The organism is Ralstonia sp. 25C (assembly GCF_051904805.1).
Lineage (GTDB): Bacteria > Pseudomonadota > Gammaproteobacteria > Burkholderiales > Burkholderiaceae > Ralstonia.
This window is the reverse complement of the sequence record NZ_CP196738.1, coordinates 1,380,980-1,405,370: the sequence shown is the minus strand read 5'-3', so window position 1 is coordinate 1,405,370 and position 24,391 is coordinate 1,380,980. Positions and strand designations below refer to the sequence as shown.

Annotated in this window: 23 protein-coding genes; 6 read left to right on the top strand and 17 right to left on the bottom strand. The window is 62.9% G+C overall.

Going from position 1 to position 24,391, the window contains the following annotated elements:
* The 12 genes from ACS7SF_RS24730 to flgB form a co-directional block, all read right to left on the bottom strand.
* Entirely contained in the window at positions 1–744 is a 744-nt protein-coding gene (locus ACS7SF_RS24730; RefSeq protein ID WP_439893114.1) for a YoaK family protein, read from the bottom strand.
* Between the two features lie 67 nt (positions 745–811).
* Entirely contained in the window at positions 812–1,771 is a 960-nt protein-coding gene (gene flgL, locus ACS7SF_RS24725) for a flagellar hook-associated protein FlgL (protein WP_439893113.1), read from the bottom strand.
* A gap of 98 nt (positions 1,772–1,869) precedes the next feature.
* On the bottom strand, positions 1,870–3,807 hold the full coding sequence (gene flgK, locus ACS7SF_RS24720; protein WP_439893112.1) for a flagellar hook-associated protein FlgK: 1,938 nt from the start codon (positions 3,805–3,807) through the stop codon (positions 1,870–1,872).
* A gap of 127 nt (positions 3,808–3,934) precedes the next feature.
* Positions 3,935–5,023 (bottom strand): flagellar assembly peptidoglycan hydrolase FlgJ, encoded by a 1,089-nt coding sequence (gene flgJ, locus ACS7SF_RS24715; RefSeq protein WP_439893111.1) that lies wholly within the window; start codon positions 5,021–5,023, stop codon positions 3,935–3,937.
* Positions 5,024–5,045: 22 nt separating this feature from the next.
* Positions 5,046–6,152 (bottom strand): flagellar basal body P-ring protein FlgI, encoded by a 1,107-nt coding sequence (locus ACS7SF_RS24710; protein ID WP_439893110.1) that lies wholly within the window; start codon positions 6,150–6,152, stop codon positions 5,046–5,048.
* Positions 6,153–6,162: 10 nt separating this feature from the next.
* Positions 6,163–6,897 (bottom strand): flagellar basal body L-ring protein FlgH, encoded by a 735-nt coding sequence (locus ACS7SF_RS24705; protein WP_439893109.1) that lies wholly within the window; start codon positions 6,895–6,897, stop codon positions 6,163–6,165.
* A gap of 33 nt (positions 6,898–6,930) precedes the next feature.
* Positions 6,931–7,713, bottom strand: a complete 783-nt coding sequence (gene flgG, locus ACS7SF_RS24700; RefSeq protein WP_439893108.1) for a flagellar basal-body rod protein FlgG — start codon at positions 7,711–7,713, stop codon at positions 6,931–6,933.
* A gap of 38 nt (positions 7,714–7,751) precedes the next feature.
* Positions 7,752–8,489, bottom strand: coding sequence for a flagellar basal-body rod protein FlgF (flgF, locus tag ACS7SF_RS24695; RefSeq protein ID WP_439893107.1), 738 nt, complete (start codon positions 8,487–8,489; stop codon positions 7,752–7,754).
* A 22-nt stretch (positions 8,490–8,511) separates the two neighbouring features.
* Positions 8,512–9,723 carry a flagellar hook protein FlgE gene (gene flgE / locus ACS7SF_RS24690; protein WP_439893106.1) on the bottom strand — a complete coding sequence of 404 codons (1,212 nt, stop codon included), beginning with the start codon at positions 9,721–9,723 and terminating at the stop codon, positions 8,512–8,514.
* Positions 9,724–9,763: 40 nt separating this feature from the next.
* Positions 9,764–10,414, bottom strand: a complete 651-nt coding sequence (locus ACS7SF_RS24685) for a flagellar hook assembly protein FlgD (RefSeq protein WP_439893105.1) — start codon at positions 10,412–10,414, stop codon at positions 9,764–9,766.
* Between the two features lie 28 nt (positions 10,415–10,442).
* On the bottom strand, positions 10,443–10,856 hold the full coding sequence (flgC, locus tag ACS7SF_RS24680) for a flagellar basal body rod protein FlgC (RefSeq protein ID WP_366170389.1): 414 nt from the start codon (positions 10,854–10,856) through the stop codon (positions 10,443–10,445).
* Between the two features lie 333 nt (positions 10,857–11,189).
* Complete coding sequence (flgB, locus tag ACS7SF_RS24675) at positions 11,190–11,645, bottom strand: flagellar basal body rod protein FlgB (protein WP_426399121.1); 456 nt, start codon at positions 11,643–11,645, stop codon at positions 11,190–11,192.
* 403 nt (positions 11,646–12,048) lie between these two features.
* Here flgB and flgA point away from each other — a divergent pair, with 403 nt between their 5' ends.
* From flgA to ACS7SF_RS24655, 4 genes are all read left to right on the top strand, one after another.
* Entirely contained in the window at positions 12,049–12,912 is an 864-nt protein-coding gene (gene flgA / locus ACS7SF_RS24670) for a flagellar basal body P-ring formation chaperone FlgA (RefSeq protein ID WP_439893104.1), read from the top strand.
* Between the two features lie 121 nt (positions 12,913–13,033).
* The gene (flgM, locus tag ACS7SF_RS24665) at positions 13,034–13,354 is read left to right on the top strand and encodes a flagellar biosynthesis anti-sigma factor FlgM (RefSeq protein ID WP_439893103.1); all 321 of its coding nucleotides are present in this window, start codon (positions 13,034–13,036) and stop codon (positions 13,352–13,354) included.
* A gap of 132 nt (positions 13,355–13,486) precedes the next feature.
* Positions 13,487–13,948, top strand: a complete 462-nt coding sequence (locus tag ACS7SF_RS24660) for a flagella synthesis protein FlgN (RefSeq protein ID WP_426399124.1) — start codon at positions 13,487–13,489, stop codon at positions 13,946–13,948.
* A 477-nt stretch (positions 13,949–14,425) separates the two neighbouring features.
* Positions 14,426–15,121, top strand: coding sequence for a LuxR C-terminal-related transcriptional regulator (locus ACS7SF_RS24655; RefSeq protein ID WP_439893102.1), 696 nt, complete (start codon positions 14,426–14,428; stop codon positions 15,119–15,121).
* A 138-nt stretch (positions 15,122–15,259) separates the two neighbouring features.
* Here ACS7SF_RS24655 and ACS7SF_RS24650 read toward each other — a convergent pair whose 3' ends face one another.
* From ACS7SF_RS24650 to ACS7SF_RS24640, 3 genes are all read right to left on the bottom strand, one after another.
* The gene (locus ACS7SF_RS24650) at positions 15,260–16,096 is read right to left on the bottom strand and encodes an outer envelope protein (protein ID WP_439893101.1); all 837 of its coding nucleotides are present in this window, start codon (positions 16,094–16,096) and stop codon (positions 15,260–15,262) included.
* A gap of 503 nt (positions 16,097–16,599) precedes the next feature.
* Positions 16,600–17,328 carry a GntR family transcriptional regulator gene (locus tag ACS7SF_RS24645; protein WP_439893100.1) on the bottom strand — a complete coding sequence of 243 codons (729 nt, stop codon included), beginning with the start codon at positions 17,326–17,328 and terminating at the stop codon, positions 16,600–16,602.
* 104 nt (positions 17,329–17,432) lie between these two features.
* Positions 17,433–17,723, bottom strand: a complete 291-nt coding sequence (locus ACS7SF_RS24640; protein WP_426399127.1) for an H-NS family nucleoid-associated regulatory protein — start codon at positions 17,721–17,723, stop codon at positions 17,433–17,435.
* Between the two features lie 971 nt (positions 17,724–18,694).
* Between ACS7SF_RS24640 and ACS7SF_RS24635 the strand changes: the two genes are divergently transcribed.
* Positions 18,695–21,352 (top strand): putative bifunctional diguanylate cyclase/phosphodiesterase, encoded by a 2,658-nt coding sequence (locus tag ACS7SF_RS24635; protein ID WP_439893099.1) that lies wholly within the window; start codon positions 18,695–18,697, stop codon positions 21,350–21,352.
* A gap of 69 nt (positions 21,353–21,421) precedes the next feature.
* Here ACS7SF_RS24635 and ACS7SF_RS24630 read toward each other — a convergent pair whose 3' ends face one another.
* Positions 21,422–21,625, bottom strand: coding sequence for a hypothetical protein (locus tag ACS7SF_RS24630; protein WP_439893098.1), 204 nt, complete (start codon positions 21,623–21,625; stop codon positions 21,422–21,424).
* An 872-nt stretch (positions 21,626–22,497) separates the two neighbouring features.
* On the bottom strand, positions 22,498–22,989 hold the full coding sequence (locus ACS7SF_RS24625; protein WP_439893097.1) for an NUDIX hydrolase: 492 nt from the start codon (positions 22,987–22,989) through the stop codon (positions 22,498–22,500).
* A 213-nt stretch (positions 22,990–23,202) separates the two neighbouring features.
* Between ACS7SF_RS24625 and ACS7SF_RS24620 the strand changes: the two genes are divergently transcribed.
* Entirely contained in the window at positions 23,203–24,363 is a 1,161-nt protein-coding gene (locus ACS7SF_RS24620) for an IS30 family transposase (protein ID WP_439893089.1), read from the top strand.
* Positions 24,364–24,391: the final 28 nt, after the last annotated feature.

Sequence of the window (24,391 nt, the reverse complement as noted above, 5' to 3'; positions counted from 1 at the left end):
CTATCGCCGGCGCGCCAGCAGATCGTCCACGATCGGCACCACGGCCAGCAGCATCAGGATCGACGCCAGCGGAATGGTCGCCGCATAGCCCAGGTGCTTGAAGCCGAGGGCGCCCGTCACGCCACCCACGAAAAACATCCCCAGCAGCGAGGCCAGCAGCCGCAGCTTGGGCCGGTTGGCGACCACCGTCGGCAGATGGGGGTGGCCATGGTTCCAGTACAGCGCCTTGCCGATTTCGATGCCGATATCGGTGGCCAGACCGGTCACATGCGTGGTGCGGATCTCTGCCTTGGAAATCTTGGTGATGATGGCGTTCTGCAGCCCCATCAAGAAGCACAGCAGCGCCACGGTGGCCGGCACGAACACGACGCGGTATTGCCCAAGCGACGTGCCCATCAGCCCGAAGAGCAGCAGCAGCGCGGCCTCCAGCATGAGGGGCAGCGCAAACTCGCTTTGCGTGCTGCGCCGACGGCCCCAGTTGACGAGTACCGCCGTACAGGCGGCGCCGCACAGAAACGCTAGCAGCGAGGCAAAGCTCGCCAGCACGAGTACCACGTCGCCCAGCACAAGGTCATCGGCCATCGCTGAGACGATGCCGGACATGTGCGATGTGTATTGTTTGACGGCGAGGAATCCGCCAGCGTTGGCGGCGCCCGCCACGAAGGCAAGGGACTGGCCGAGGCGCCGGTTGGCGTCCTCGGAGCGTTCGGGGCTGGTCAGGCGGCGGAGGTATTGGATGGGCATGGCCAATCCCGACGGAAGGTGAGCCGACATGATACGCCGCGCCCTCCTGCCGCCCGCCCCCGGCAGATCAAGAATGGATGTACTGGAACAGCGACATGCCTTGCATGGCCGTGAACGTCTTCTGCGCGGCCTGCAGCGACACCTGCTGTTGCGAGAACTGCGAAATGGCGCTGGTGTAATCCACCGATTGCAGCTTGGAGATCTGCTCCTTCAACTGCTCACCGTAGTTCGAGCCGCTGCTGTTGAGCGTGGTGATCTGCGCTTGCTGCGTACCGACCGTCACCTGCGCCTGCAGCGCGACCTGATAGGCGTTGTCCAGATTGCCCTGTGCGGTCTGGACGGCTTTCTGCAGGTTGGCGACGTCCGTGGCCTGGGTGGCGGCGTTGATTGGTGTCGACAGCGCCGTGATCAGGTTCTCGTACGTCTTGAAGATGCTCTGGTTGGTGTTCGGGTTGGCCGGGTCCGTATTGGCAATGCGCACGAACACCGAATCGCCCGACACCGAGTTCGGCATCGAAACGTTTTGCGAGACCTGCACCGTGGGCGGCTGACCCGTGCCCACGTATTGCACCGAACCGCCAGTGCTGACAAACGGATCGGTCGTGCCGTTGGCGCCACCGAACAGCGCCACGCCAGACGCATCGCGCTGGTTGGCCGTGGCCAGCAACTGTTGATACTGCTGCTTGACCTGCGCCAGCACGCCAATGCGCTGCGAATCCGTCATCAGCGAGGTATTGGCGCCCACCATCGTCTGCTTGCCCTGCTGCAGCGTGGTCACCAGGTTGGTCAGCGCGGAGGACACGTTCGTCAAGCGCGCATCGGTGGCGTCGCGGTTGGTTTGGTACTGGTCGTTGGCGTCTTGCGTTTGCTGCAATTGCGCCATCTGGCCAAACGCGCTGGGGTTGTCGCCCGCGCTGTTGAGGGCGATGCCGCTCGAAATCTGCTGCTGCAGCGTCAGCAGGTTGGACTGCGTGTTCTGCATCGAGGCGCTGGACAGCGCGAAGAACTGGGCGGTACTGACTCGCATGATCGGTCCGGACGGAAGGCTTCTTTAGAGCGTTATCGGCAGAGGGGCGTGATTCTTCAGTGGCAGATTGCGCGGATGGTGCGGATTAAGCGCGCCCATCAGTGGCTGGCGATCGACAGCAGCGAATCGAACAGCGTATTGGCCGTCTGCATCACCTTGGCTGACGCCTGATAGGCCTGCTGGTACTTCATCAGGTTCATCGCCTCGTCATCGAGGTTCACGCCCGACACGGATTGCTGCTGCGACGTCGAACTCGCCAGCAGCGCTTTCTGCGACGTCAGGTTGGTGCTGGCGGAATTGGCCTGCACGCCCACTTGCGTCACCAGCGTGTTCCACGCCGAGCCGATCGAGCTGGTGCCGCCGTCGAGCAGCGTGGCGTTGCGCAGCTTGGCCAGCGCGCTGGCGTTGCCGTTGTCGGTGCTGTTCGCGGTGTTGGCCGCAACGGTGAAGGTATCGCCATTACCCGGCGAGCCCGACAGCGTCATCTGCACGCCGTTGAAGGCATACGTGGCGCCCTGGGTGTACGGCGCCGTGCCACCGGTGTAGGTGGTGGACGTGCCATTGGCGGTGACCGTCACGCTGCCCGGAAAGCCCGACAGCGAGCCGCCCACGGCGGAGCTGTAGGTAAGCGTGACCGGCGAGGCCAGTGGCGAACCGGCGTACGTGCTGTCCACGCCAATGGACGACACCGTGGCGCTGCCCGTGTTGTTGCTGCCCTGCGTGAGCACCACCGGGGAGGCTGCCGCCACGTTGTGATAGTCGGTGGTCAACGTCTGCATGGTCGATGCGGCGTTGGCCGTCGGGCGCACCAGGAACGAATCCCCGCTGTTCATGGTGCCCGACACGTTGAGCGTGACGCCGTCGACGGTGGTCGGCCAGCTCGTCACCGTGACGGAGGCCGAGCCGTCCGGATAGTGCGAAACGGTGTAAGCGCCGCCCTGGTACTTGATCTGGTAGTCGTAGCCCATCCCGGCGTCGGCGTTGGTGATGCTGGCCGTGACCGTGGCGCTGCCGGTGTTGTTGGTGCTGGCCGCCACGCTCGGCGCGCCCACGGCGAACAGGTCCGTGCCCATCTTGCCGTTGGCGTCCATGCCGAGCTTGCTCTGCGCGTTCACGTCGGCCGACACGGCGGTGGCCAGACGGCCGAGGCTGTTCTGCGCCGGGATGAGCGTGTTGCGGCGGAAATCCATCAAGCCGCCCAGCGTACCGCCGCCGAGCTGGCTGTCGTCGATCGTGACGGTGCCGGCCGGGCTCTTGTAGCCCACCGACAGCTGCGTCGGGTCGTACTGCGACGGCACCGGCGTCAACTGGTAGCTCTGGTTGCCCTGCACCAGCGCCTGACCGTTGCCGACGTAGATGTTGTATTGGCCGTCGCCGGTCTGTACCACGCTCGCCTTGATCGACTGGTTGAGCGTCTGCACGAGTTGGTCACGCTGGTCGCGCAGGTCGTTGGCGGGCTGGCCGGTCGAGGCCTCCGCCTTGGCGATCTGGTCGTTCAGGGAAGCGATCTGCTGCGCGGTGCCGTTGACCGAGCTGATCTGCGTCTGCACCTGCGTGTTGACCTGGCCAGACAGCGCATTCATCTGGCCGGAAATCGAATTGAAGCGTTGCTGCAGGCCGGCCGCCGCGTTCAGGAAGACCTGGCGCGCGGTCGTGCTCGACGGGTTGGACGCCAGGCTGTCGGCACTGTTGAAGAAGCTGGTCAGCGCGGAGCTCAGGCCGCTGTTGCTGTCCGACATGTACTTGCTCAGGCCGGAAACCAGGCTGTTGAGCTGGTCCGCCGCACTGGTGGCCGCCTGGCCGCTTTGTACCTGTGCGGTCAGGAACTGGTCGTAGATACGCTTGACGGTCGTGACGTTGGCACCCTGCCCCAGATAACCGACGCCGGCGTACATCGGAATGTTTTCCGTCTGCACGGCCTCCTGGCGCGAATAGCCGGGCGTGTTGGCGTTGGCAATGTTGTTGCCGGTCACCTGCAGGTTGATATCGGCAACCCGCAGGCCGGTGGCGCCAATGTTCAAGAGGGAGCTGCTCATGTTTGTCTCGCGGATGGTCTCGAACCGAGCGACACAACGCCGCCGGGATAGACCCTAGAAACAACATCGGCCGGCCAAGAAGAAACTTGAGCCGGCCGATGCGTTGAAATATGACGACTAATTCACTTCAAGCGATCTGCTTGAGCACCGCCATGATCTTGTGGGCGTAGTTCGGGTCGGTGGCGTAGCCGGCGCGTTGCAGGCCCTTGGCGAACGACGCTGCATCGTTGCCGTTGCCCGCCGCCACGACATTGCTGTAACGCGGGTTGTTGGACAACAGGTTGGCGTAGTCCTTGAAGGCCTCGGCGTAGGAGCTGTAGGCGCGGAACTTCTCCTGGACCTTGTGGGCGACGCCGCCGATGTATTCGGTGGTGGTCACCACTGCGGTCTTGCCCGTCCACGAGCCGCCGGCCTTGATGCCGAACAGGTTGTGCGTGTTGGAGCCGTCCTTGGCCTTGATTTCGCGGCGGCCCCAGCCGGATTCCAGCGCGGCGTGGCCAATCATGAAGTTGGCAGGAATGCCGGTTTCCTGTGCCGCTTGCGAAGCGTGGCCGATCAGCTTGTTGTAGAAGCTGGCCATGCGGCTGCCGCCAGACTCAGACGCCACGGTCAACAGATCCACATCGGCCATGGCGCTGGCGGACTTGCTTTCGGCTTCCGCCTGCTTGCGCAGGGCAGCCAACGCGCGCTGCACACGTTCCTCCAGGCCGGGGCGCGGCACGGTGCTGATGCCCGAACCATCGTCTTCCGTGCCGGTTGCCGCCGATGCGGCAATGCTGTTGAGCGACGACCGGGCAATGGTCTTGGCCGCATCCGTGGCGGAACCGGCAGCGCCCGGCAAGGCGGTGTTGGTGGCCGTGGTGTTGGACAGCGCGGTATTCACCGGCGTCGTGGACGCATCCGGGTTCACGCGGTTGGCCTGGCGCAGCATCTGCTTCAGAAGCTGGTCGGCCACGCCCACGCCGCGCGCGGCCATGGTCTGCGAAAGCTGCTGGTCAAGCATCGACGTATACATCTTGTTCGATGACGAATCGAACAGCCCGTTCTGCGGCGACGCATCGCGCATCTGCTTGAGCATCATGTTCACGAAGATCGCGTCGAACTGCTTGGCGACGGTCTTGGTGGCGCCGGTCGGGTCGGTGCGTGCCGTCTGCTTGAGCGACTCGAAACCCTTGGAATCGAGCGCCAGGCGGCTGGTGAGGTCGGTCGGGTTCATGGTCATTGCTGCATCCCCGGCATCAAATAATTTCCAGATCGGCGCGCAGCGCGTTGGCTGCCTTCATCGCCTGCAGGATCGAGATCAAGTCTTGCGGGTTGGCGCCAATCGCGTTGATGGCCTTAACCACATCTGCCAGGTTGGTGCCGCCCTTCACGTTGATGAGGCTGCCGCCCTGCTGCTTGACTTCGATGTTCGAGCGCGCGCCCGCCACCGTCTGCCCTTGCGAGAACGGCGCCGGCTGGCTCACGACCGGCTCAGTGCTGATGGTGACCGACAGGCTGCCGTGCGCCACCGCGCAGGGCTCCAGCTTGACGAGCTGATTCATCACTACCGAACCCGTGCGGGCGTTGATCACCACGCGCGCAGCGGCCAAGGCCGGGGTCACTTCAATGTTCTGCAGCTTGGCGACAAAGCCCACGCGGTCCGACGCCAGGGCCGGCGCGCGCACGTTGATCGTGCGGCCATCCGCGGCCTGGGCCGTGTCGCTGCCAAACTGCTTGTTGATGGCCGAGACGATGTTCTGCACCGTGCCGAAATCCGTCGTGCCGGTGTCGAGCTGGATGCTGCCGGCTTCGCCCACCGTGGCCTGCACGGCGCGCTCCACCGTGGCGCCGTTGGCGATGCGGCCGGCGCCGAGCTGGTTGATCTGCACCTTGCTGCCGTTAGCCGACGCACCTGCGCCGCCAATCACCACGTTGCCCTGCGCCAGCGCGTAAAGCTGGCCATCCACGCCCTTAAGCGGCGTCAGCAGCAGCGTGCCGCCGCGCAGGCTCTTGGCATTGCCGATGGACGACACCGTCACGTCAATGGTCTGGCCAGGCCGCACAAACGCGGGCAGCGAGGCCGTCACCACCACGGCGGCGGTGTTCTTGAGCTGAATGCTCGCACCGGCCGGCACGTTGATGCCGAACTGCGTGAGCATGTTGTTGAAGCTCTGGATCGTGAACGGCGTCTGCGTGGTCTGGTCGCCGCTGCCGTCCAGGCCGACGACAAGGCCATAGCCGATCAGCGCGTTTTCACGCACGCCGGCAATGGTGGTCAGGTCTTTGATGCGGTCTGCGTGCGCCGTGCCCGCCAATGAAGCGAAGGCAATGAGCGCGGCGCCGAGAATTCGATGCAATGTCATGACGAGGCCCTCAGAACGGTGACACAGACAGGAAGAAGCGCGACAGCCAACCCATCTGCTGGGATTCGGCCACATAGCCCGTGCCGCGATACTCCATGCGTGCGTCCGCCACCTGGGTAGACAGCACCGTGTTCTGGTTGTTGACAGTGGTCGGATTGACCACGCCCGAGAACTTGACCGACTCGGTCCCCTGGCCCACGGCGGTCTGCTTCTCGCCGCTGACCACGAGGTTGCCGTTGGACAGCACCTCCACCACCGTCACGGTGATGGTGGCCGTGAAGTTGTTCTGCGCGCCGTTTGCACCCTTGCTGTCGAACTTGTTGGCGTCGGTAGCCGACACGCCCAGCAAGGACAGCACGCCGGCGTTCATGCCTGCAAAGGTGGGCACCGAAGCGCTCATGCTGCCGCTGCGGTCCACAGTGCCGGTCATCTGCTTGCTGGCCGCCGTGTTTTCCGTGATCACGATGGTGATGGTGTCGCCCACCATGTGTGCGCGGCGGTCTTCAAACATGCCGCGAAAACCGCCGCTGCCCGATGCCACTTCCTGGTAAATCGCCCCGTTCTGGCGCGGCGCCATCACCGGCATCGGTGGGCGCGCGGTGGTCGGACCTTGCACGATCGGGGCCGGCGGCGGCAGGAAACCGCACGCCGTAGCGAGCAAGGTGGCCGTGCCGAGCACAGCCAATCGAACGAACCGGACAGCGCGGCCGCCATCCGAAAGCGAGTAGACCGGGGGGGTTTGCATCGCACGACTTCCTTAAAAACTGCGCTGCGCAGCTTACAGCTGCGACAGCTTTTCGAGCATCTGGTCGGACGTCTGCACCGACTTGCTGTTGATCTCGTACGCGCGCTGCGTCTGGATCATGTTGACCATCTCTTCCACCACGTTCACGTTGGACGTTTCCACGTAGTTCTGGTTGAGCACGCCGATACCGTTGGAGCCCGGATTGGCCAGGTTGGCCGTGCCCGACGCTTCGGTTTCTGCGTAGAGGTTTTCACCCATGCTGCGCAGGCCGGCAGGGTTGATGAAGTTGGCCAGCTGGAACGTGCCCACCTGCGTGCTGTTGACCGAGCCCGGCGTGGTGACCGTCACGATGCCGTCCTTGCCGATGGACAGGCTGGTGGCGTTTTGCGGCACGGTAATGGCCGGCTGCACCGGGTAACCCGCGGCCGTCACAAGCTGGCCTTGTGCGTTGACCTGGAAGCTGCCGTCACGCGTGTAGCCCAGCGTGCCGTCCGGCATCTGCACCTGGAAGAAACCGTTGCCGTTGATGGCCACGTCGGTCGAGTTGCCGGTCTGCTGCAGGTTGCCCTGCGTGTGCAGGCGTTCGGTGGCGACAATGCGCACGCCGGTGCCGATCTGCATGCCCGAGGGCAGCGTGGTCTGTTGCGACGACTGCGCACCCGGCTCACGCACGTTCTGGTACAGCAAGTCTTCGAACACGGCGCGCGAGCGCTTGAAGCCCGTCGTGTTGACGTTCGCCAGGTTGTTCGAGATGACGTCCAGCTGCGATTGCTGCGCGTCCATCCCGGTTTTGGAAATCCACAGGGAGCGAATCATGTTCGAGTCCTTGGTTGATTCAGTTATGCGCCAGCCGATCAGGCGTGGCGCAGCAGTTCATTGGCCGACTGTGCGTTCGAGTCGCTCGTGTGCAGCGACTTCATCTGCATCTCGAGCTGGCGGGAGATCTCAATCATGTTGACCAGCGAATCGGTCAGATTGACGTTGCTGCCCTCCAGCGCACCGCCCGTAATGCGCACCTTTTCGTCTACGGCGGCATCCTGGCCGTCGCGCTGGCGAAACAGGCCGTCGGTACCGCGGTCGATGTTGGCCGGCTCGATACTCACCAGCTTCAGGCGGCCGAGCGCCACGGGTGGCGTGCGGTTGTCGGCGCTGATCGCGTTGACCGTGCCGTCCTTGGCAAACTGCACCGTGGTATCGGGCGGCAGCGTGATCGGGCCGCCATCGCCCAGCACAGGCTGGCCGGACAGCGTCTGGATCGTGCCATCCGGGCCCACCTGAAACGTGCCGGCGCGGGTATAGGCCTCGCTGCCATCCGGCGTTTGCACGGCAAAGAAGCCTTGCCCGTCGATGGCCACGTCCAGGCTGCGGCCCGTGGTCTCGATCGGGCCAGGCGTGAGGTCCGTGCCGATGGCCGAGGCCATCACGTAGCTGCGCGTGGGCGAACCGTCGCCCTGCACGCCCACTGAATGGAACGCATCGATCTGGGCCTTGAAACCCGTCGTGCTGGCGTTGGCGAGGTTGTTGGCGCTGGCCGCCTGTTGGTCGAACAGGTGCTTCACGCCAGTCATCGACACGTAGATCGAACGATCCATTGTGGTGGGCTCCGGCTATGGCTTAACGCATGCTGACCAAGGTCTGGAGGATGGTGTCCTCCGTCTTGATGGTCTGCGCATTGGCCTGGTACGAACGCTGGGCCACGATCATGTTGACCAGCTCCTGGCTCAGGTCCACGTTGGATTGCTCGACCGCCGACGATTGCAGCAGACCGAACGAACCCATGCCCGGCGTGCCGAGGTTGGGTGCACCCGAGTTGGACGTTTCCACCCACTGGTTGCCGCCGATGCTCTGCAGGCCTTCCGGCGCCTTGAAGTTGGCCATGGCGATCTGGCCCAGCGTGGCCGTGCGGCCATTGGAATAGCGCGCCGTGACGATACCGTCGGTACCGACCGAGTAGCTGGCCAGGCGGCCCGTGGCGTAGCCGTCTTGCGCGACGCCGGGCGCCGTGTCGTTGTAGCCACCGCCGTATTGCGTGGTGCCCGTGAAGTCCATGCTGGCGATGCTCATGCCGCCGAACGCCACGGCGACCTTGCTGGGCGAAGACGTCAGCTGGCCGTTGCTGTTGAACGTGAGCGACGTCACCGGGTTGCCGCCGGTGGGGTTGTTTCCATCCACCTGCGAGTAGACGTCCCAGCCAGTGGCGGTGCGCACGTAGTAATTGGTCAGCATGTGCGCCGTGCCCGTGCCGTCGTATACCTGCTCCGACACGGAGTGGTTGAACGTCGCCGAGTTGGTGTTCGAGAAGGGCGTGGTGGTCGGCGCCGTGGCGGCCGCATCCAGGTTGATGCCGAACGTCGTGTTCGTGGTGGCAAGCGGTGCCAGGTCGTTCACCGGAATCTGCAGGTTGGTCAGTACAGCGGTGTTGACCTTGCCGGCGCTGTCCACGCCGTAGCCCGTCAGGTTCTGGCCCGTGGCGGACAAGATGAAACCGTTCTTGTCGGTGTGGAACTGGCCGTTACGCGTGTACGACACCTGGCCGCTGCTCGTATCGACCGTGCGGTAGAAGCCCGTGCCGTTGATCGCGATATCCAGCGGGTTGCCGGTAATGGTCACATTGCCCTGCGTGAACGACTGCGACACGTTGGTCACGCTCACGCCCTGCCCGATCTGGGTGTCCGACGCGCCCACCAGCGAACGTGCGTACACGTCGCCAAATTCGGCGGTTGCCTTCTTGAAGCCGACGGTGTTGGCGTTGGCAACGTTGTTGCCGATCACGTCGAGGTTTTTGGAGGCGGCGTCGAGACCGCTCAGGCCTTGCTGGAATCCCATTGTGTTCTCCCGAGAAAGTATGGAAGCGGTGTTCGCCGCGTTATTGAATCGTCGTGATGTCCGACAGCTTGGCCGTGTTGCCCGAGGCCAGTTGCAGCTGCGTCGTCCCGTTGGTAATGGTCACGCCCGTTACCTTGTCGGCGCCCGTGGCGTTGGCCGTGGTGGTCTTGCCGCCCAGCATGGCGGAGACCGAAATCGAATACGTACCGTCAGCCACCGTAGTGCCGCTGTCGTTCTTGCCGTTCCAGGCGTAGCTGCCGCTACCGGGCGCCATCTGGCCCAGATCGACGGAACGCACGGTGTTGCCGCGCGCGTCCTTGATGGTGACCACCACATCGTCGGCGCCGTTGGGCACCGAAATCCCGAAGTTGGCCGTGCCCGATGCCAGCGTGAGCGACGACGATGGCACCTGCACGCTGCGCCCGATCAGCGACGACGCCTGCGTGGCGGCGTTCTGCGTGGCCATGTTGGTCATCGTGGTGTTCAACTGCTGGATGCCGTTGACGGTGTTGATCTGCGCCAACTGCGAGGTCATCTGCGAGTTGTCCATCGGGTTGAGCGGATCCTGGTTCTTCAGCTGCGCGACCAGCAGCTGCATGAACGTGTTCTGCAGATCGGTGCCGCTGGTGACGGCAAGCTGGTTGCCAGTATTCGTGGTGCTGCTGGTGTTGCTGGTTGCGCTGACGGTCATGTTGGTCTCTCGCTAGGACGGGCGCCGCTTATTGGCCCAGGGTCAAGGCCTTGGAGGCCATCGTCTTGGTGGTATTGGCGACTTCCACGTTGGCCTGGTACGAGCGCGAGGCGGAAATCATGTTGACCATTTCTTCGACCGGATCCACGTTCGGCATGGTCACGTAGCCATCGGCATCGGCCAGCGGGTTGCCCGGCTGGTGCATGCGCTTCATGGGCGTGACGGTGTCTTCCACCACGCGGTCGACCGACACGCCTGTGGCATAGGCATCGCCGTCGGTCTGCTGCGCGGGGGTGAATACCACCTGCTTGGCGCGGTAGGCGGTGCCGTCCGGGCCGGTCACGCTCTCGGCGTTGGCCAGGTTGGAGGCCACTACGTTCATGCGCTTGGACTGCGCGGTGAGCGCGCTGCCAGCCACATCCATCACCTTGAATAGCGACATGTTGGTTCCGCTGTCTTCTGAATACTGTGCCCGGCGCAATTGCCGGGTCTAACTTGCCGTTGTGAGGGCGCGCTCCGAGCCAGATCTGCCTGGCCCGGGGCGCCACATCACTCCCGCCCCTCTTTCTCGCCACGCCTGACTGCTGCGTGGTCGTCTTGCCCTGTACGTCGTGTTAGTCCACTGAATCACTGAAATTGGTCGGTGCTTGCCATGCCATGGGGGCGCATCGCGTCGTTGCAAATGCTCGCAATAGCCAGCTATTGCTGCGCTTTGCGCCTAGCGCTGCATCCCCCATGGCATGTCCTTCACCTCCCATTTCAATGATTCAGCGGACTAGCTGTTCTGAATAGCCGCCAGCATCGACTTGATCTTCTGCGTCACGATGTTCAGGTCGGCCTCGTAACGCACCGTGTTGTCGGCAAAGCGCATGCGCTCGCCGTCCATATCCACCGTGTTGCCGTCAATCGAGGGCTGCTGCGAGGTGCGGTACTGCACCTCACCTTGCAGCGCCTTGGTCTGCTGAGATAGCGACGCCTGCATCGGCGTCACATCGCCTGCCGGGGCGCCGGTGGTGGTCAAGTGACCGGCCGCCGTTGCCATCATCGGGAGGCTGTTACCGCTTTGCTGGCCGACCGCGTTCTGCAGCGCCGACTGAAAATCAAAGTCGCGCGCCTTGTAATTCGGCGTATCGGCGTTGGCGATGTTCGAGGCCAGGATCTGGTGCCGCTGCGAACGCAAGTGCAGCGCCTGCTCCTGAAAACCGAACAACTGATCCAGCTTGTCGACCATGTCTGTCTTCCTTGCGCGCGGCGCCCTGTTGCTGGCGCGCCCGCCGGGTTTGTGTTTCCAATTCTGTAGGGGGTGGAGACTGCGGCACCGGCGGCCCCTTCAAAACCGCCGATGCCGGCTCCAAAAACCGCTTGTTACCGCGTGCTGCTGAGTTGCCGTCATGCACCTCAGTGGAAAAGGACTGTCTGCGATCCAGCAGCCGCCACGAACACGACCACCAGGACAGGTCACGCGAGGCACAACCAGACACCGCGCAACGCCAGGGACTTCACCACGTTGCAAAGTCTAGGGGCCGGTGCGCAAGTGCATTCGTCCGAATAAGGGGGGGATTGGCCGACATTTCCGCATTTGGCTCTCCCGCGCGCGTGGCTACACTTCACCGGACTTTTGATGGAGGGCTGTCATGTCCAACCGGTTTGCACGCAAGGCGCACCACCCCACCGTTGCCGCCGCCACGGCCATGCCGCTGGCCGCACGCCAGCGCAAGCTGCTGGTCATCCTGGCAATGGGCCTGCTCGCAAGCCTGGTCCATCCGCTGCTGGCACATGCCCAGGGCATGATGCGTGTGGGGTACGCGCCCGCCGCCAATGTGGGTGCGCCCGCCCAAGCGCCTGCTACTACCATCCAGGGCCCGACCGCCATCCAGATGCAGATTCAGCAGCAACTGCAATCGCAACTGGACATCCTGGGCGGCACCAATGACGCCGGCGCCCCGCGCGCCTCGGCGGAAATCGGCCCCATCGACCCGCGCATCGCCAACCAGCCGTGTGATCAGATCGACCTGATGTTGCCCGCCGCCAACCGCCTGCGCGGCCGTATACAAGTGGGCGTGCGCTGCCGTTCGCCTCACGCCTGGGCGGCATGGGTGCCAGCCACGATTCAGATCAGCGGAACGTATTACGTGGCCGCACACCAGTTGTCGCCAGGCAAGACGCTCGACATGGGCGACCTGGAGGCGCGCACGGGCGATCTGTCTGCGCTGCCGCCCTCCGTGGTGCAGCAACCTGCGGACGTGGTGGGCCGCGTACTCATCACCAGCGTGGCGCCCAACCAGCCGTTGCGCGCCGAGAGCCTGCGCTTGCCCATCGCCGTGCAAGCGGGCCAGACCGTCAAGCTCATCGCAGATGGGGGTGGCTTTCAAGTCACCAGTGACGGACGGGCGCTGAATCAGGCGGCCATTGGCCAAGTGGCGCAGGTGCGCACCGCCAACGGCAACGTCATCTCGGGGATTGCACAGTCGGTTGGCGTGGTCGCCGTCCAGTTTTGAGCCGGTTTGATGCGAATCGATCACTCTCCCTGTGTGATGTGCAATCGCATTCCGCCGCTAAAGTTTGAGCCGGGGTTGGCCGATATGGGTGTTAGGATGAACGCGCTCTTCGGAGACACCTGTGAAAATCAACCATATCGTCAACAACGCGCCCGCCGTGGTGCCGGCCAAGGACGCCACGTCCGGGTCGGCCCGCGCCACGAGCACACCGTCGGCCAGCAGCACGGCTGCGGGCTCGACGCGCCACAGTGGCGACACCCCGTCGCTCTCGATTCAACAAGTCTCGCGCCAAGTGGGCAGTGGCGACTTCGACGCAGCACGCGTCGAGCAGATTCGCGCCGCCATCAAGAACGGCACGCTGAAGATGGACGCCGGCAAGATCGCCGATGCGGCACTGTCCGACGCCCAGTCGCTGCTCTCGACGCGAAGCAAGAAGGCCTGACGGGGCACTTCCCGCGCCTGTCCCTCGTTTTTGATGACGCCGCCGGCCCGCATGGGCTGATCGCGGCGGGGTGGCGCTCAGCCCATGCGGGCCGGTGGCTACCCAAGCTCCCCACGCTGATAGGTCGCCACCATGGATAACACGCTGCTAATCCGCACCCTTGCCGACGAGCAGGCACTGCTGCGCGCCGCCACCCAAACCCTGGAAGCCGAAAGCCAGGCGTTGCGCGATGGCGACATGGCCGAGCTCGAGCGCATTACCCAGACCAAGCAGAACCAGCTCACCGCCCTGGGCGAAGCCGACCGTGAGCGCCGCCTCTGGTGGGCGCAGCACGGCGGCGCAGATCCGTACGGGCTAGTGAAATACCTGCGCTCGGACGAAACCGCCAGCCGCCTGTTCGACGAGAACCTCGCCCTGGCCCGCGCCCTGCGCCAGCGCAATATCGACAACGGCGCCCTGATCGACCTGCGCCTGCGTGCCACGCAGAATGCGCTGTCTGTCCTGCACGCAGCCAATAATGGCGGCGGCACCCCCTACGGCCGCGACGGAAAACAGCCGCTGTCGATGCCGCGCTTCTCGGTCGTCGCGCAATAAGCCCCCGGCGGCACACCGCCGCCACGCTCCCCGCCTGTCCTACGCCACCGCAGGCCCCAATTTTGCCCCGAGTCAATGGGCGTGAAGTGGGGCTAGCTGCTGCCGCCTGATCCTGATATCTATACCGGTCTTGCACACATCCAATCAGGGTAAACAAAAAGGTTTACATCCCATTGATGGGTGCAACAAGCATGCTGGGGATTTATTCTGCGGATTTTGGCGGGGTATATCCCCCGCGCCTGGCGACATAAATAAGAAAACCGGAAGGAAATTGCGCCTGAATGGCGTAGCAAGGTTTTGGCCCGGCGGCACCGTACTGCGGTGACCACCGGTTGAACGGGGAAACATACCGAAACCGCGCGCCATTGCATTTCCACCAGCCACGTCTGTATGTATTTGGATCGCGCCGGTCCAAATGGACGAGGCCACGGCTGATTCCGGTCATGGGCAAACAACCATAACCAGACAGGCGGCGCAGTGAAATCAATCGTAGTCGAGGCGCACCCATTGGTGCGTGCCGGTGCCACCCACGTTTTGCAGTCCTTGCCGGCCATTTCCGAGGTCGTCAGCGTCGAGCCGGACGAGGCACTTTTTGAAAACCTTGCGGCGCATGCGGACGCCGAACTGGCCCTGATCGGCCTGCCCATTCCGGGCATCGACGATCTGCCAGCTCTCTCCCGGTTGCTGCAACAGCCGCATCCGAGACATATTGCCGTGCTGGGTGAAACCGACTCAGCGGCGCACGTACGTGCGCTCATGCAATTGAATATTTCTGCCTATCTGCTGAAAAGCTATTCCGGCAAATTGATTGCCGCGGCATTGGAACTGGTATTGGCCGGCGGCCGTTATGTGCCCGCCTCCGTTGTGTTGGCCCGCGCCGAATCCTCGGCCGCTGGCGCATCCAATGGTCATGACGATTCCGCATTACTGGGGCTTACCCAGCGGCAATATGAAATTCTCGTGCTGCTCTCGCGCGGGCACCCGGTCAAAACCATCAGCCGCATGCTGAGCATTTCGGAGGCGACAGCCAAGGCGCATATCAATGCGCTGTATCGCCGGCTGGAGGTGCGCAGCCGAACGGAGGCGGTGTTCGTGGCCACCCAGCGCGGCGCCATGTTGCTGAATTCGCCACAACCGGCCGAGCCGCCCATACGCTTGGCGCGCACCGGCTAACGGCTTTCGGTTGGCTTGCACCACAAAAAACGGCGCCCGAATCTTCGGACGCCGTTGACAACCCACGCCCATGCTGTCGACACACGGGCGGTGACAAGGAAACAGCCCGCCAATACCAAAGGTACCGGCGGCAGCCCATCAGAAGTGGTATTCGGCACGCACCATCGGCGTTTTTGCCAGGGAGCCCGGCACCGATGCCGGGTTGCCGAACTTGTTGCGCCAGTATTGATATTCAATGCCCACGCGCAGCGTGTTCTTGCCCAGGTGCAAAGGCGTGCCCAGGTCGTACATCAGCATGGCGTCGATGTTCAACTCAGGCGCGGTGCCGCCGCCGAATTCGTTGTTGCCCTTGGCCGCGATGTAGTTGGCATACCCTTCAAACGACAGACCCGTCGATCCAATGGGGATGCCCCATGCGGCATTCAGCATCGGGTGCGCCTTGTAGTGGTAGCGGCTTGTGACCCCAACCGGCTCGTTGCTCTCCCACAGCATCAGCAGGCTGATGTTCAGGAAACCCGGTACGTCCATCATCACCGTCGGGCCGACCACTAGCATGCGTTTCTTCGACGCGTAGCCGGGGTCGTTCTTGGTGTTCCAGTCAAAACCGGCGGTCAAACCATAACCGCGGATAGGCCCGGCGCTGAGGTTCTTGTCGAGCACCTTGCCAATATCCAGCGTATGGCGATACACGACGTAGGCTTCCTGCGCGTTGGCGTCCTTGCTGTCTGACTGCAGGAAATCGACGTTCAGGTAGTTGGTGCCGTACTTGTATCCGCTGGCGTGCGTGAAGTTGAAAATGTTCTTGTGAATGCCGTCACCCACAAATGGCTCTGCGAATTGGGTGCCATAGCGATAGCCGATGGAGGTATCGCTCCACTCAACTGCCCCCGCATCTGCTGCCCCCGTCAACAACGCGACTGCCGTCAAGGCACAGGCAGTGAGTTTGCCCGCCACCGTCTTCTGATGTGCTGTCATAGTGTTTGATTTCCCCCGAGTAGTGAATCGCAAAAAAGAATCCATCTGCATTCGTCCCGCACTTCCGCTTTCGATAGGTTTTGGGCGAATGTCCGACCAGATCGCGCCTTGGCAGGCATCGATTTCCTCAACCCGAATCTCTCCGGCCAAGACCGTTATTCGCGGTTGAGTGGATTGCTTCGCGGGGAAGGCGGCTCAACCCGCCCCGCGCAATCGGGGCGAGTCAATGCAACAGCCGTGCCAGTGCAGCACGACGGCGTCACAACGCAGCAAATGGGCGCTTGGAAGAAAAAGTGGCGCTGCCCAGCTTGGCTACCCCAGGCAGACAAGTCCCCTCGCAGGGGTTTGTGGCGCGCTTTCTGCACCGTGCTGGCGCAGTGCGGGTTTAGAGCCGCTAACAAAGCTGTCCTGGCTAGGCGTGCCGACGCAGACAGTACAAGCAGTACCGAGTGTTGGTCACTGCGGGAGGCGCAACGACGCCAGGGCGGTTTTGTTAGCGGCTCTTAGTCGTTCTGCAGCACGCGGATGTCAACTTCGCGGGTGTAGCGCTCGGGCGAGAAATCGCAATAGGTGAGGGAGATCGGCACGTCGGCACCGCTATAACCGATGCGGCGCACGCGGACCAGCGGTACGCCCATCGCTACGTCGAGTTGAGCCGCCTGGTGGGCATCGGCCACGCAGGCCAGGGGCGCCTCGCGCGAACGCGCGATGGTCAGATTGGCGCGCTGGAACACCTGCACGAACAGGCGATCTTCAAAATCACGCGCCTCCAGCATGGCGGCCAGCCGGGAGGTCAGCCACGTGCGCAGCAGCATGATCGGTTGGCCGCCTACCTGCGCGCGGCGCTCGACGAAAGCCACTTGCGCACCCACCTCTAAACTCAGCGCGGTGGCGACGGTTTCATCAGCCTGCTCCACACGGAACACGCTCACCGTATAGACGGCGCCCGGCACATACTCCAACGCAGCGTCGGACTGGCCCGGCGCATACAGCACCGGCCGATGCGGCCCCACGCGATCGAGCACCACACTGCGTTGCCCGCGCGAGCGCTTGAGCAGCCCACGTGCCGCCAGTTCATTGAGCGTGCGGCGCGCAGTCAGCCGCGATACGCCGTAGCGCTGGGCGACTTCGTTCTCGCTGGGCGCAACGCTGCCGGCGGGCAATGCGCCGTGCAGGATGTCGAGCCGGATGCGATCGGCCAGTTCAAGGTATTTGGGCAGGCGAGGCGTCATGCCGTCGTTATACAGGAACGTGGATCGCGCGCGCCAATGAAAACGGCCCACCGTAGGGTGGGCCATCCGAGCTCTGACGCGCGCACTGGGCGCGGTCAGTCAGATCAGGCGATCAGGAACTTGTCGCGGTTCTTGCCGATCCAGGCCGGCGCACGGCCGCGGCCCGACCACGTTGCACCCGTCTTCGGATCACGGTACTTGGCCGGTACCGGTGCCTTGGAACCGGCACGGCGGCCACGGCGCGGTGCCAGACCCAGATCCTCAGCCGACAGGCCGTATTCGGCAACCGTCTGGCGAACTTGCTGGATCACGGTTTCCAGTTCCTTGGCGCGAGCGTTTTCAATCTGCTCCTCCAACTTAGCCTTTTGTGCAATCAATTCCTTGTATGTCGCCATATGCGCTCCCGATAAAGTCTGGTGTGGATCAGATATTAGATCAATTGTATTCATAACTGAAATGAAATTTCAACATTCTTGGGCCTACAACCTGAGGGGCCATCAAGCGTACAACTCCGTGTCAAACCAATTCAGGCACATCGACTGCTAAGCATTGCACCCGAAAGTCCGATTGATGCATCGGATTAACGTACGTCGTCACGCGATGGCCTCAAACCGATGTCGCACTGCATTTCATCAGTGCAATCACCATAGCAAGGGCAACCGGGTCCCGCAATTCTGGCAACGCGACCAGCATCATCAGCGCCATTGCTCGACATCGTCGCCGTACCGCACACGTCGTCACGCGTGCACGCTATACCGCGAATGCATCCACCCGGAGCGCGACATCAAAAGCCCTTTTGCGTGGCTGCGGCATACCGATTCGCAGCCAGAGGAAAAGCTGTTCAACGCAGTGCACCTCTTGGTTGGTCGCTGGATGAGACAACGATGAAACCGCGCTTACCACGCCGTTTTGACACTCTGCTTTTGTTTCTTTCCTGCTGGGATTCCTCTTTTTTGCGACCACGCCCCTTTTCTTTCCAGAACGTCCAATCGAACGCATCAGCGCCTATTTCATCGTGACAATTGGCACGTGTGTGTAGATGTGTGCCATTGGATTGGCGTGCACCCAGCGCCGGATCGAGCAGCGTTTCGCCGTGGCAGAAAACCCGTAGATGGAACCGAAGCTGTATCCCCGGCAAACGATTCAACGCCAGCTGCTTTAACCGACGCCGTACCAGCCAAGCGCAGCCCGCCGATAAAATTGGCTCAAAATGTGTTGCATCGGCCACAAATCAACAATTTGCACGACTCACAACTTTTGCGCATCATGAATGGCATTGCCCCGCCCTCTGCCGGCTAGCCCCCGTCTCGCGGCGCGCGGCTTGCGTGGGGCAGTATCCTGGGCAACCTCTTGGTTGGAGCGTGGGATGCAAGACGAACTTACCTATCCGCTGTCGGCGCAAAGCCTGCCCGTTCCGCTCTATGTCGTCCTGGAAGGCCGCATCGTGTATGCCAATGCGGCCGGGGTTTGCATGGTGCGCGCGCTGTCGGCCGATCAGTTGCTCGGTGAGCCCTTCTCGCGCTTCTTCCTGGATGTGCCGGCCTGGCTCGGCGCAACCGACCACGCCGAAGCCAACACCGATGCGTCCACCTCGGCCGGCATGTCAGCGGCGCAACTCACCTCGCTCATTTCCCTAGATGCCGCCAGCAAACCGGTGGCGGTGCGGCTGACCGTCACGCCCTCGCGCTTTGATGGCCTGCCCGCGCAGCAAGTCGTCGTGCACGGGTTGCCGCTGCCGCTCGATGCGCAACTGCCCGGCAAGGCGGGCGAGCGCCTGCTGAGCGCGGAGGCGATTGGCGCGGCGCTACCGCACGAACATCTCGACCATCTGTTGTCCACACTGCCGTCCGCCGCATCGCTGGGCGAACGGCTGCATGCCGCGCTGCGCGCGCTTGAAGCGGCGCTACCCAGCGCGCTATGTGTGGTGGTGCGCGTGGTCTCCGGACGGGCGCGGATCTATGGCACGCAAGCGGCGCGCGCGCAGTTGACCCACCGTGAGCAAGCCCCTGGGCAGTACGACCCGGATGTCGAACTCTCCCACATCGCGCCGTTGCTGAACGATCTGGCGCCGATTGAACTGATCCGTCTGCCGAACGCGCCCACAGCCCTGCGCGAAACGCTCGCCCGTGCGCTCGGCACAGCGCTGCCGGTGTGGCTGTGCCGCCTTCCCGCTCAGCAAGGCGGCGCGGCGCTCGGTGACGATCTGCTGTGCCTGTTCTACGCGGCGCCCAGCGTCAGCAATGTCGACGATGCCCCCTTGCGCCACGCGTGCGGCAGCATCGTCGGGGCGCTGGCAAAACTGCTGCGCCTGGAGAGCGAATACCGTCAGGCGCGTGACTTGCGCGATCAATACCGCCTCGTCGTCAATCATCTGAGCGAAGGCGTGCTGACGCTGTCCACCGACGGTCGCGTGCTGTCGTACAACCGCAGCGCGGCAGAAATCCTGCGGCTATCCGGCACGTCGTGGAAAGGCCGGCCGCGCATGACACTGAGCGACATGGTGCTCGGCGAAGATGGCGCGATCCTGCCGCGCGCCGCATGGCCGACCACGCTGGCCGCCCGCACGGGGCGCGCCATCAGCAATGTGGTGGTGGGTGTGCCGGCCGCAAACGGGCAGATCGTGTGGCTGCGCGAGTCGGTGCTGCCGATGTTCTCGCCCGACAGCGCTTCGCCGCATGCGGTGCTGGTCATCTTCAGCGACATCACAGCCGAGCGCTCAACCGTCGAGCAGCTGCGTCTGCTGGAGACCAAGGATTCGCTGACCGGGCTGCCCAATCGCGCAGCCTTCATCGAACGACTGGATGCGCGTCTGACGTTGCCATCCACCGGACAAGCTGCGCTCCTATACATCGGCCTAGACCACTTCAAGACCGTGAACGAAGCGATGGGCCACCACATCGGCAACCAGGTGTTGAACTTGGCGGCGCAACGCATCCGCGCCGAGGCCGGACAGCGCGCTCTGGTAGCACGCCTGGGTGGCGACCAGTTCTGCGTCGCCATCGACGCCCCGGATGCGGCCGACTCGCTAAGCCAGCAAGTCCTGGAGGCGCTGGCCAAACCCTTTACTGGCGGGGACCGCGAGTTGCACTTATCCGCCAGCATTGGCGTGGCGAGGTTCCCGGACGACGGCGGCGACGCGGCCACGCTGGTCAGCCATGCCGAAGCGGCCATGTACCGCGCCAAGGAAAACGGCCGCAACCGCGTCGCGCGGTATTCGCGGGCGCTCGAAACGCAAATGCTGCGTCGCTTCACGCTCAACGAGCGCATGCGGCGTGCCCTCGCGCGCGGCCAGGTGCGGCTGGTGTATCAACCCAAATATGCCCTCGCCTCGGGCGAACTCGTGGCCGTGGAAGCCTTGATGCGCTGGTCGGACCCGGAGCTCGGTGCGGTCTCGCCCACCGAGTTCATCGCCGTGGCGGAAGAATCGGGCTACATCCTCGAACTCGGCCGCTGGGCACTCATGCAAGCCTGCGCGCAGGGGCAAGCATGGGAGCGCAACTTCGGCTTTACCGGGCGCATCTCGGTCAATGTCTCCGCACGCCAGTGCGATGCGGGTGTGATCGAGCGCGATGTGGATGAAGCGATCGAAGCGTCCGGGCTGACGCCGTCGCGTCTGGAACTGGAATTGACCGAAAGCGTGCTGCTGGCCGATCGGCTATCCACGCAGCGGCTGCTGATGAGCCTGACCGCGCGCGGCGTGCGCATCTCGCTCGACGATTTCGGCATCGGCTTTTCGTCGTTGTCGTACCTGCGCAGCTTGCCGATCCACAACATCAAGATCGATCGCTCGTTCATCAGCGGTGTGCCGGCGGTGGCCGACTGCGTGGCACTCACCAAGACCATCATCGCGATGGCCCGTGCGCTGAACATGACGGTAACCGCAGAGGGCGTGGAAACGCCTGAGCAATCGGCCTTCCTGGCCGCGCATGCATGCGATGAAGTGCAGGGCTTCCTGTTTGGCCGACCGCTCGAGGTGCCGGCCATCGACGCGCTGCTGCGCGCGCACAGCCGCGCGCAGGCGTAAAAACGGCCCCAACGTTGACAACGCGGGGCCGTTTTCTCTTAGGCGATTGTTCTATTGGGCGATGCGTGATCAGCGCGTCGAAACGTTACCCACCAAGCCACCCAGCGCGGCGCCGCCCAGCGTTGCGCCAGGGCCGCCAATCAGCGCCGCACCTGCCAAGCCGCCCACGCCCGCCCCAATGGCGGTATTGCGTTGGCGCGCCGTCATGTCAGCACAACCGGTGGCCGTCAACAGCGTTGCGCCGGCCAGCAGAATCGTCAGTACCCGAGCCATGTTGTTCTCCTTCAATGATCGGTTGCGACTCGTGGTCGCATGCCGGAAGTCTGGTCAACAGCGGGCCGTGGTGCTGTATCAGGTTGTAATCAAACGTTGCACGATGCTCCATTTTGAAGCGATGCTCACGAACACGCCGGTGCCGAATTCGCGAGCAACACCGACCAGAAGCCGTCGCCATGCGGGTCGGATGCGGTTTCCCACAGACTTATCCACATGTTCTGTGCATAACCCGCCATGCCGTGGAACCTCGGCATAACAAAGGGCTTGACGGCTTTCGGCAAACGTGCAGCCAAACAGAATCGACTCTGCGGGGCGGAGGTTATCCACAGCTCTCCGACCGTTACATCGTGCAACAACTCCTTGTGCATCAAGCGGTTGCGTCAATTTCTGTATGCGCTTTGGGCGGTGCTGTGGACAACCTTGGCGCGGCGTTCACGCGGCGTGAAACGATCGATTCGTTGCGGATACAGCGCTTGATTAGTTCCGGATACAAGCTCCGACGGTGACCCGCAAAGCCTTACGGGGCATGGCGTATCCGGAACGAATCGGCGCTGGAGGAAATTCGGACGAGGGAAGGGTCTACAAGACATTGCCGCAACGCAACATCGGAACCGTAGACCTCTCTGGTGGCCTTCTCGAGAAACCAACCCAACGGAATGGCCGCTGCGTCAATTGCAGGCACGAAAGCTCGGAATGCAATGAGGGGCTGCTCTTGGCTGGAAGCGGCCGCTTGCAGGGATTAACGGGCGCGCTTTGCAAATGTTCGTCTTTCTCGAAGGCAGATGCTCTACGACGGCCTTGCGATTGATCGTACACATAGCCCGGAGCAAATATTCCAGCCACAGGGAGGGGCGATCGAAAAAGCTAGCTCAGTATGAGATCTCGAAGTGCGATTCCCGCTGGACGACATGTGCCAGAGAGAGATCTCCCGCCTGGAGCAACCGTTGAAGAAAGACGGGGCGCAAGTCGATGTCAGATAGTTGTTGCAGAGAAAACCATGCGAACGTTAACCGCTTGCCCTGCTCGGAACCGAGGTACGTAGCAGACAAATCCAGTAACGGCGATCCGGGTTCAAGACTCGCAACGATATAGATGCCGAGTTCGTGGTTAGGTTGCCCGTTGTGAGTAAAGAAGTTTTCGACAATACACAGCGTCTTTTCTGGGCAGATCCCTACGCCCACCTCCTCTTGCATCTCCCGAATAACTGTCCGTGCGGCGTGCTCGCCGGGCTCGACTCTGCCTCCGGGAAGCGTCCAAAACGTGTCCCCATCCGCCCGATGCAATAGCACGTGCTCGCCGCGGAAGATGACGGCAGCCGCCCTGAGATTGAAGTGATGACTTCCAGTGTCAAACGAAATCATGATCCGGTCCGTGCAAATCTGAGCCTCATAACTGGTCGAATGATCGGAGGGCTGTACGCCGCGGTCAACGCTTGTGGCGGTCGCGTCGATTGAGTCCTTATGGCTGGCAGCGGTCCCTGGCTACGGCGTAAGGAATACCGACCGCTTCTGGCTGCGGATTCAACCGGTCGATGCAACACACTAGAGACTGCGTGAGCAGTGGAGGTGTTGCAAATGAAACAACGGCGCCGGATCTACTACACCGAGAGTCAGAAGGCACTCATGTGGGAGCGCTGGCGTAAGGGCGACTCTCTCCAGCACATTGCCCAACTGTTCGATCGGAACCATTCTTCTGTACAACGGATTCTCGCGCAGACTGGTGGTATCCAGCCAGCGCAACGACACCGCTCCAGACTAGCGTTGACGCTTGCCGAGCGAGAAGAAATCTCCCGCTCGGTTGTGGCGGGGCTCTCGATACGTTCGATCGCCTTCCGGCTAGGGCGAGCTCCGTCCACAATTAGCCGCGAACTCCGGCGAAATGGCGGAAGCCATAGCTATCGTGCGAATCAGGCCGACGAGCTTGCCTGGGCTCGAGCACGCCGACCCAAGACATGTAAGCTCGTCAGAAACCGGACGCTGGCTCAGGTCGTGGCAGCCAAGCTGCGGCTACAGTGGTCCCCTGAGCAAATTGCCGGCTGGCTCAAGCACGCATATGCCGTCAACAAGGACTACCTGGTGTCACACGAGACGATCTATCGCAGCCTGTACATACAGGCCCGCGGTGCGCTTAAGAAGGAGCTGCTCGAACACCTGCGGCGTGAAAGAGCCATGCGTCGTTCGCGGCACCATACGCAGAAGACGGACGACCATGGTCGGATCTGCGACACGCTGCCGATCAGCGAGCGGCCTGCTACGGCGGACGACCGTGCGGTGCCCGGTCATTGGGAGGGCGACATGCTGTGTGGTAGCGGCGGCACCCAGATCGTGACCCTTGTGGAACGCCAAACGCGCTATCTCATGCTGGTCAAGATCGACAGCAAGGACAGCGCGACAGTCGTCAACGCGCTCGTAAAGCATGCGCGCAAACTGCCGCAGGAACTCTATAAATCGCTCACCTGGGATCGCGGGCCAGAGATGGCACAACACAAGCGCTTCACCGTTGCTACGGACATCAAGGTCTACTTCTGTGATCCTCATCATCCCTGGCAACGCGGCTCGAACGAGAACACGAATGGCCTCCTGAGACAGTACTTCCCGAAAGGGACTGATCTCTCCGTGCATTCACAGGCTAAGCTCAATGCTGTCGCCAGACGGCTCAACGAGCGTCCGCGCAAGACTCTAAACTTCGACACGCCAGCGGAACGATTCCATCAATACGTTGCATCGACCGGTTGAATCCGCAGCCGGATGCAGACGGTCGGCA

Excerpts from the sequence above, each read along its gene's own strand:
- ACS7SF_RS24730 (WP_439893114.1), bottom strand. The coding sequence starts at position 744 with ATGCCCATCCAATACCTCCGCCGCCTGACCAGCCCCGAACGCTCCGAG.
- flgL (WP_439893113.1), bottom strand. The coding sequence starts at position 1,771 with ATGCGAGTCAGTACCGCCCAGTTCTTCGCGCTGTCCAGCGCCTCGATG.
- flgK (WP_439893112.1), bottom strand. The coding sequence starts at position 3,807 with ATGAGCAGCTCCCTCTTGAACATTGGCGCCACCGGCCTGCGGGTTGCC.
- flgJ (WP_439893111.1), bottom strand. The coding sequence starts at position 5,023 with ATGAACCCGACCGACCTCACCAGCCGCCTGGCGCTCGATTCCAAGGGT.
- ACS7SF_RS24710 (WP_439893110.1), bottom strand. The coding sequence starts at position 6,152 with ATGACATTGCATCGAATTCTCGGCGCCGCGCTCATTGCCTTCGCTTCA.
- ACS7SF_RS24705 (WP_439893109.1), bottom strand. The coding sequence starts at position 6,897 with ATGCAAACCCCCCCGGTCTACTCGCTTTCGGATGGCGGCCGCGCTGTC.
- flgG (WP_439893108.1), bottom strand. The coding sequence starts at position 7,713 with ATGATTCGCTCCCTGTGGATTTCCAAAACCGGGATGGACGCGCAGCAA.
- flgF (WP_439893107.1), bottom strand. The coding sequence starts at position 8,489 with ATGGATCGTTCGATCTACGTGTCGATGACTGGCGTGAAGCACCTGTTC.
- flgE (WP_439893106.1), bottom strand. The coding sequence starts at position 9,723 with ATGGGATTCCAGCAAGGCCTGAGCGGTCTCGACGCCGCCTCCAAAAAC.
- ACS7SF_RS24685 (WP_439893105.1), bottom strand. The coding sequence starts at position 10,414 with ATGACCGTCAGCGCAACCAGCAACACCAGCAGCACCACGAATACTGGC.
- flgC (WP_366170389.1), bottom strand. The coding sequence starts at position 10,856 with ATGTCGCTATTCAAGGTGATGGATGTGGCTGGCAGCGCGCTCACCGCG.
- flgB (WP_426399121.1), bottom strand. The coding sequence starts at position 11,645 with ATGGTCGACAAGCTGGATCAGTTGTTCGGTTTTCAGGAGCAGGCGCTG.
- flgA (WP_439893104.1), top strand. The coding sequence starts at position 12,049 with ATGTCCAACCGGTTTGCACGCAAGGCGCACCACCCCACCGTTGCCGCC.
- ACS7SF_RS24660 (WP_426399124.1), top strand. The coding sequence starts at position 13,487 with ATGGATAACACGCTGCTAATCCGCACCCTTGCCGACGAGCAGGCACTG.
- ACS7SF_RS24650 (WP_439893101.1), bottom strand. The coding sequence starts at position 16,096 with ATGACAGCACATCAGAAGACGGTGGCGGGCAAACTCACTGCCTGTGCC.
- ACS7SF_RS24645 (WP_439893100.1), bottom strand. The coding sequence starts at position 17,328 with ATGACGCCTCGCCTGCCCAAATACCTTGAACTGGCCGATCGCATCCGG.
- ACS7SF_RS24640 (WP_426399127.1), bottom strand. The coding sequence starts at position 17,723 with ATGGCGACATACAAGGAATTGATTGCACAAAAGGCTAAGTTGGAGGAG.
- ACS7SF_RS24635 (WP_439893099.1), top strand. The coding sequence starts at position 18,695 with ATGCAAGACGAACTTACCTATCCGCTGTCGGCGCAAAGCCTGCCCGTT.
- ACS7SF_RS24630 (WP_439893098.1), bottom strand. The coding sequence starts at position 21,625 with ATGGCTCGGGTACTGACGATTCTGCTGGCCGGCGCAACGCTGTTGACG.
- ACS7SF_RS24625 (WP_439893097.1), bottom strand. The coding sequence starts at position 22,989 with ATGATTTCGTTTGACACTGGAAGTCATCACTTCAATCTCAGGGCGGCT.
- ACS7SF_RS24620 (WP_439893089.1), top strand. The coding sequence starts at position 23,203 with ATGAAACAACGGCGCCGGATCTACTACACCGAGAGTCAGAAGGCACTC.